Source organism: Streptomyces sp. 8L (assembly GCF_020176795.1).
GTDB lineage: Bacteria > Actinomycetota > Actinomycetes > Streptomycetales > Streptomycetaceae > Streptomyces.
On sequence record NZ_JAIUKE010000479.1, the window covers coordinates 1 to 5,087 of the forward strand.

Here is a 5,087-nt window from a genome sequence, read left to right on the forward strand (position 1 = left end):
CAGGGCCCCGGGGGGGGGGGGGGCGGCGGCCCGCGAGCGCGGCGTCGATGTGGTGGCGGTGTGCGGCCGTCTCGCGCTCGACCCCGCCGCGCTGCGGGCCGCCGGAATCCTGCACGCGTACGCGCTGGCCGACCTGGAGCCGGACCCGGCGCGCTGCATGGCGGAGGCGGGGCCGCTGCTGGAGCGGACGGCGGCGGCCCTGGCGGAGGCCCATCTGAGCTGACCGCCGGCGCCGAAAGCCGCCGGGGACATGAAGAGGAGGGGGGGGGGGGCGGGGCCCGCCGGGGGGGGGGCCGCGGGCGGGCGGGGGGGGCGGCCGGCCGGCCGGGGGCCGGCCCGGTGGCCACCGAGGCCGCGACCCGGCTGGCCCGGGCCGCGGCCCTCCTGGAATCGGGGCCGCCCGCGGCGCCCCCCCCCGCCGCGGGGGGGGCCCCCCCCCCCCCTCCTCGTGTACCGGTGGACCGCTGTCGCGCACCGGTCGGAGCCGGTGACGTGCGGTGCGGGACGCGGCTACGGCAGCTGTGCCGCCCGCGCCACGCGCCGGTTGTCGCGGAACGTGTTGACCCGGCGCGCCGTCGCGAACAGCGGGATCACCGCTCCGGTGACCACCTGGAGCGCGCAGCCCGCCTGGAGCAGCAGCTGGCCGCCCGGCGCGTCGAACGCCCACGCCGCGAGCAGCGCCATCGCCGAGACGATCCAGCTCAGCATGGCCACCGCGAGGACGCCGCGCGGCTTCGGGTACTCGACCCGGCTCACCATCAGCCAGGCCACGCCCACGATCGCCAGCAGGGTCGGCACGAACGGCAGCTCGAGCAGCACGATCGAGACGACCGTCAGCGCGCCGAACGGGCTCGGCATTCCCTGGAACATCCCGTCGCGCACCGTGACGCAGGAGAACCGCGCCAGCCGCAGCACCACCGCCAGCAGCACGACGACCGCCGCCACCACGGAGAACCGCTGGTGCGCGTCGCTCTCGACGAGGCCGTACACCAGGACGAAGTACGCGGGCGCGAGGCCGAAGCTGATCAGGTCGGAGAGGTTGTCCAGCTCCGCACCCATCGGCGAGCTGCGCAGCTTGCGCGCCACCAGGCCGTCGAAGAGGTCGAAGACCGCCGCGCACAGCATCAGGATGACGGCGGTGGCCGCCGAGTGGCGGGCCATGCCGCCGCTCTCGTCGCTGCCGGTCAGGTGGGGGATGAGGATACCGGTGGTGGTGAAGTACACCGCCATGAAGCCGCAGGTGGCGTTGCCCAGGGTGAGCGCATCGGCTATCGACAGCCGGAGCGAGAGCGGCATGTTCTCCGTCTCGTCGCCCTCCTCGGCCTCCGTCGCCCAGTCGGCCTGGGTATCAGGGTCAATCACGGTCAAGTCGAGTCACCCCCGCGGTCGTCTTCTGGCCCACCTCGACCGCGACGTCCATGTCGCCGGGGAGGTAGAGGTCGACGCGCGAGCCGAACCGGATCAGCCCGATGCGTTCGCCCTGCTCGACCTTGGTGCCTTCGGGCAGGTAGGGAACGATACGGCGTGCCACCGCGCCCGCGATCTGGACCATCTCGATGTCGCCGAGTTCGGTGTCGAAGTGCCAGACAACGCGTTCGTTGTTCTCGCTCTCCTTGTTGAACGCCGGCACGTATCCGCCGGGGATGTGCTGGACCGACGTCACCGTGCCGGCCAGCGGCGCGCGGTTGACGTGGACATTCAGCGGGCTCATGAAGATGGCGACCCGGGTGCGTCCGTCCTTCCACGGCATGATGCTCTGCACCACACCGTCGGCGGGGGAGATCAGGCGCCCCTGCGCGATGTCGCGCTCGGGGTCGCGGAAGAACCACAGCATGCCCGCGGCGAGCGCGGTGGCGGGCACTGCTACGGCGGCCGCACCTCTGGAACGGCGGGCGCGCGCCAGACCGAGCGCCGCGGTGGCGACGGTCGGCAGGAGCCACGGCGACGATCCCCGCGCGAGGCGGACGCGACCGCGGGGTGCGGAGGTTGGGCCGGATGGACTGTGGGGCATGGATGACCTTCGTAGCGGATGATGCCGCGCTGGCAACAGGGGGACGGCGGCCTTCCGCCGATGCTATCGGTAGCGAACCACAACTGAGCAAGCCAGCAGCCCAGTCGGGCGTTCGCGAGGCCTCGTCCCACGCGTTCTCACGGGTCCCCAGGGGCTCTTGGGGCTTGGACGCACGGGTGACTCCGAACGTTCCCTTGGGGTGATCCTTACGGTGTTCTTACACAAGCCGTACAGGGTCCGTCCCCGGGCCGAGCCCGGCCCGGCGCGGAACTGTACGGGATTCGTGTGCTCTCCCTCTCCCCGGCCCGTCCGGCGAACCGGGGCGAAACGCCGGACAGCGGACGTTCCGGAGGGTGCGCACGGTCCGTACGGGCGCCCGGGGGCGCTCATCCCTGCACTCGGTACTCCTCCAGCAGTCGGCGGCCGATGATCATTTTCTGGATCTCGGCGGTACCTTCGCCGATCAGCAGCATCGGGGCCTCCCGGTAGAGGCGCTCGATCTCGTACTCCTTCGAGAAGCCGTAGCCGCCGTGGATACGGAAGGCGTCCTCGACGACTTCCTTGCAGTATTCGGAGGCGAGGTACTTCGCCATCCCTGCCTCCAGGTCGTTTCGTTCCCCGGAGTCCTTTTTGCGTGCCGCGTTGACCATCATGGCATGGGCCGCTTCGACCTTGGTGGCCATCTCGGCCAGTTTGAACTGGATGGCCTGATGCCGTGCGATGGCCTGCCCGAAGGTGTGGCGCTGCTGCGCGTACGAAATGCCCAGCTCGAAGGCGCGCTGTGCGACTCCGCAGCCACGCGCGGCGACATTCACGCGGCCGACCTCGACTCCGTCCATCATTTGGTAAAACCCTCGGCCGGTCGTCCCGCCGAGCACCCGGTCGGCCGGGATCTCGAGACCATCCATGATCAATTCGGTGGTGTCGACGCCCTTGTAGCCCATCTTGTCGATTTTTCCGGGAATGGTGAGCCCTGGCCGGACTTCGCCGAACCCGGGCTCCTTCTCCACCAGGAACGTCGTCATCGAGCGGTGCGGCGGCGCGTCCGCCGGCTGCCCCTCGTCCGTACGGCACAACACCGCCACGAGCGAGGACGTGCCGCCGTTGGTGAGCCACATCTTCTGGCCGGTCAGCGCGTACCCGCCGGTCGCCTCGTCCCGCACCCCCTTCGTGGTGATGGCCGACACGTCGGAGCCGAGCCCCGGCTCCGACATCGAGAACGCCCCCCGCACCTCGCCCGCCGCCATGCGCGGCAGGAACGCCTCCTTCTGCTCCTCGGTGCCGTATCTGCCCAGCATGTACGCCACGATGAAGTGCGTGTTCACGATGCCCGACACCGACATCCAGCCGCGGGCCAGCTCCTCCACGCACAGCGCGTAGGTCAGCAGGGACTCGCCGAGGCCGCCGTACTCCTCCGGAATCATCAGCCCGAACAGGCCGAGTTCCTTCAGCCCCTCGACGATGGCGTACGGGTACTCGTCGCGGTGCTCCAGTCCGGTCGCGACCGGAAGGATCTCTTTGTCGACAAAGTCCCTTACCGTTGAAACGATCTCCCGCTGTACGTCGGTCAGTCCTGCGGTCCCGGCGAGCCGTCCCATGTCAGTCCCCCTCCCGCGGTTCGGGGCGCCCCGGCTGCTCGCCGCCGCGCTCCTCCACGTACCGCGCCGTCGGCACCATCACCTTGCGGCGGAAGACGCACACCACCGTGCCCTCCTGCGTGTAGCCCCGGGTCTGTACCTCCACGATCCCGCGGTCGCTCCTGGAGCGTGACGGTGTCTTCGCCAGCACCGTCGTCTCGCCGTAGAGCGTGTCGCCGTGGAAGGTGGGCGCCACGTGCCGCAGCGACTCCACCTCCAGATTGGCGATGGCCTTGCCCGACACATCGGCCACCGACATGCCGAGCAGCAGCGAGTAGACATAGTTGCCGACCACGACGTTGCGGCCGAAGTCAGTCGTCCCCTCCGCGTAGTTGCTGTCCAGGTGCAGGGGATGGTGGTTCATCGTGAGCAGGCAGAACAGGTGGTCGTCGTACTCCGTGACCGTCTTGCCGGGCCAGTGCTTGTAGACCGCGCCGACCTCGAACTCCTCGAACGTCCGGCCGAACCGCATCGCCGCTCACACCTCCGGGGCTTCGAAGGACGTGGTACGCCGCAGCCCCGCGGCGCGGCCCTTGCCGGACACGACCAGCGCCATCTTGCGGCTGGCCTCGTCGATCATCTCGTCGCCGAGCATCGCGGACCCCTTCTTCCCGCCGGCCTCCGACGTGTGGTACTCGTACGCGTCGAGGATCAGCTCCGCGTGGTCGTAGTCCTCCTGCGACGGCGAGAACACCTCGTTGGCCGCCTCGATCTGCCCGGGGTGCAGCACCCACTTCCCGTCGTAGCCGAGCGCCGCCGCCCGCCCCGCCACCTCGCGGAACCCGTCGACGTCGCGGATCTGGAGGAACGGGCCGTCGATGGCCTGGAGATCGTGGGTGCGCGCCGCCATCAGGATGCGCATCAGGATGTAGTGGTACGCGTCGGCGTCGTAGCCGGGCGGCTGCTTGCCCACCACCAGCGTCTTCATGTTGATCGACGCCATGAAGTCGGCGGGCCCGAAGACGATCGTCTCCAGCCGCGGCGAGGACCCGGCGATCTCGTCCACGTTCACCAGGCCCCGCGCGTTCTCGATCTGCGCCTCGATGCCGATCCCGCCCACCTCGAACCCCATCGTCCGCTCGATCTGCGTCAGCAGCAGATCCAGCGTCCGCACCTGCTCGGCCGACTGGACCTTCGGCAGCATCACGCAGTCCAGGTTCGCCCCCGCGCCCTCCACGACAGTGACGACGTCGCGGTACGTCCAGCTCGTCGTCCAGTCGTTGACGCGCACGACGCGTGTCCTGCCCGTCCAGTCGCCCTTGTTGAGCGCGTCCACGATGTTGCGCCGCGCCCCCTCCTTCGCGAGCGGTGCCACCGCGTCCTCCAGGTCGAGGAAGACCTGGTCCGCGGGCAGGCCCTGCGCCTTCTCCAGGAAGCGCGGACTGGAACCCGGCACCGCGAGGCACGAGCGGCGGGGGCGCGGCCGGCCGGCGGGCGCG

At 70.4% G+C, this 5,087-nt stretch carries 6 protein-coding genes; 1 reads left to right on the top strand and 5 read right to left on the bottom strand.

Going from position 1 to position 5,087, the window contains the following annotated elements:
• On the top strand, positions 1–223 hold a 223-nt coding region (locus tag LCE31_RS31700), incomplete at its 5' end, for a glycerate kinase (protein WP_225020512.1).
• 287 nt (positions 224–510) lie between these two features.
• Here LCE31_RS31700 and pssA read toward each other — a convergent pair.
• The 5 genes from pssA to LCE31_RS31725 form a co-directional block, all read right to left on the bottom strand.
• Positions 511–1,368: a CDP-diacylglycerol--serine O-phosphatidyltransferase gene (gene pssA, locus LCE31_RS31705; protein WP_225020514.1), complete on the bottom strand. Its 858-nt coding sequence runs from the start codon at positions 1,366–1,368 to the stop codon at positions 511–513.
• Positions 1,355–2,011, bottom strand: a complete 657-nt coding sequence (locus LCE31_RS31710; RefSeq protein WP_225020516.1) for a phosphatidylserine decarboxylase — start codon at positions 2,009–2,011, stop codon at positions 1,355–1,357. Before LCE31_RS31710 ends, pssA begins: the two co-directional genes overlap by 14 nt.
• 386 nt (positions 2,012–2,397) lie before the next feature.
• Entirely contained in the window at positions 2,398–3,609 is a 1,212-nt protein-coding gene (locus LCE31_RS31715) for an acyl-CoA dehydrogenase family protein (RefSeq protein WP_225020518.1), read from the bottom strand.
• A 1-nt stretch (position 3,610) separates the two neighbouring features.
• Positions 3,611–4,120, bottom strand: a complete 510-nt coding sequence (locus LCE31_RS31720; protein WP_225020520.1) for a MaoC family dehydratase — start codon at positions 4,118–4,120, stop codon at positions 3,611–3,613.
• A gap of 6 nt (positions 4,121–4,126) precedes the next feature.
• Positions 4,127–5,087, bottom strand: a 961-nt coding sequence (locus LCE31_RS31725; RefSeq protein WP_225020523.1) for an HpcH/HpaI aldolase/citrate lyase family protein, incomplete at its 5' end; no start/stop codon positions are given.

Excerpts from the sequence above, each read along its gene's own strand:
- LCE31_RS31710 (WP_225020516.1), bottom strand. The coding sequence starts at position 2,011 with ATGCCCCACAGTCCATCCGGCCCAACCTCCGCACCCCGCGGTCGCGTC.
- LCE31_RS31720 (WP_225020520.1), bottom strand. The coding sequence starts at position 4,120 with ATGCGGTTCGGCCGGACGTTCGAGGAGTTCGAGGTCGGCGCGGTCTAC.
- LCE31_RS31715 (WP_225020518.1), bottom strand. The coding sequence starts at position 3,609 with ATGGGACGGCTCGCCGGGACCGCAGGACTGACCGACGTACAGCGGGAG.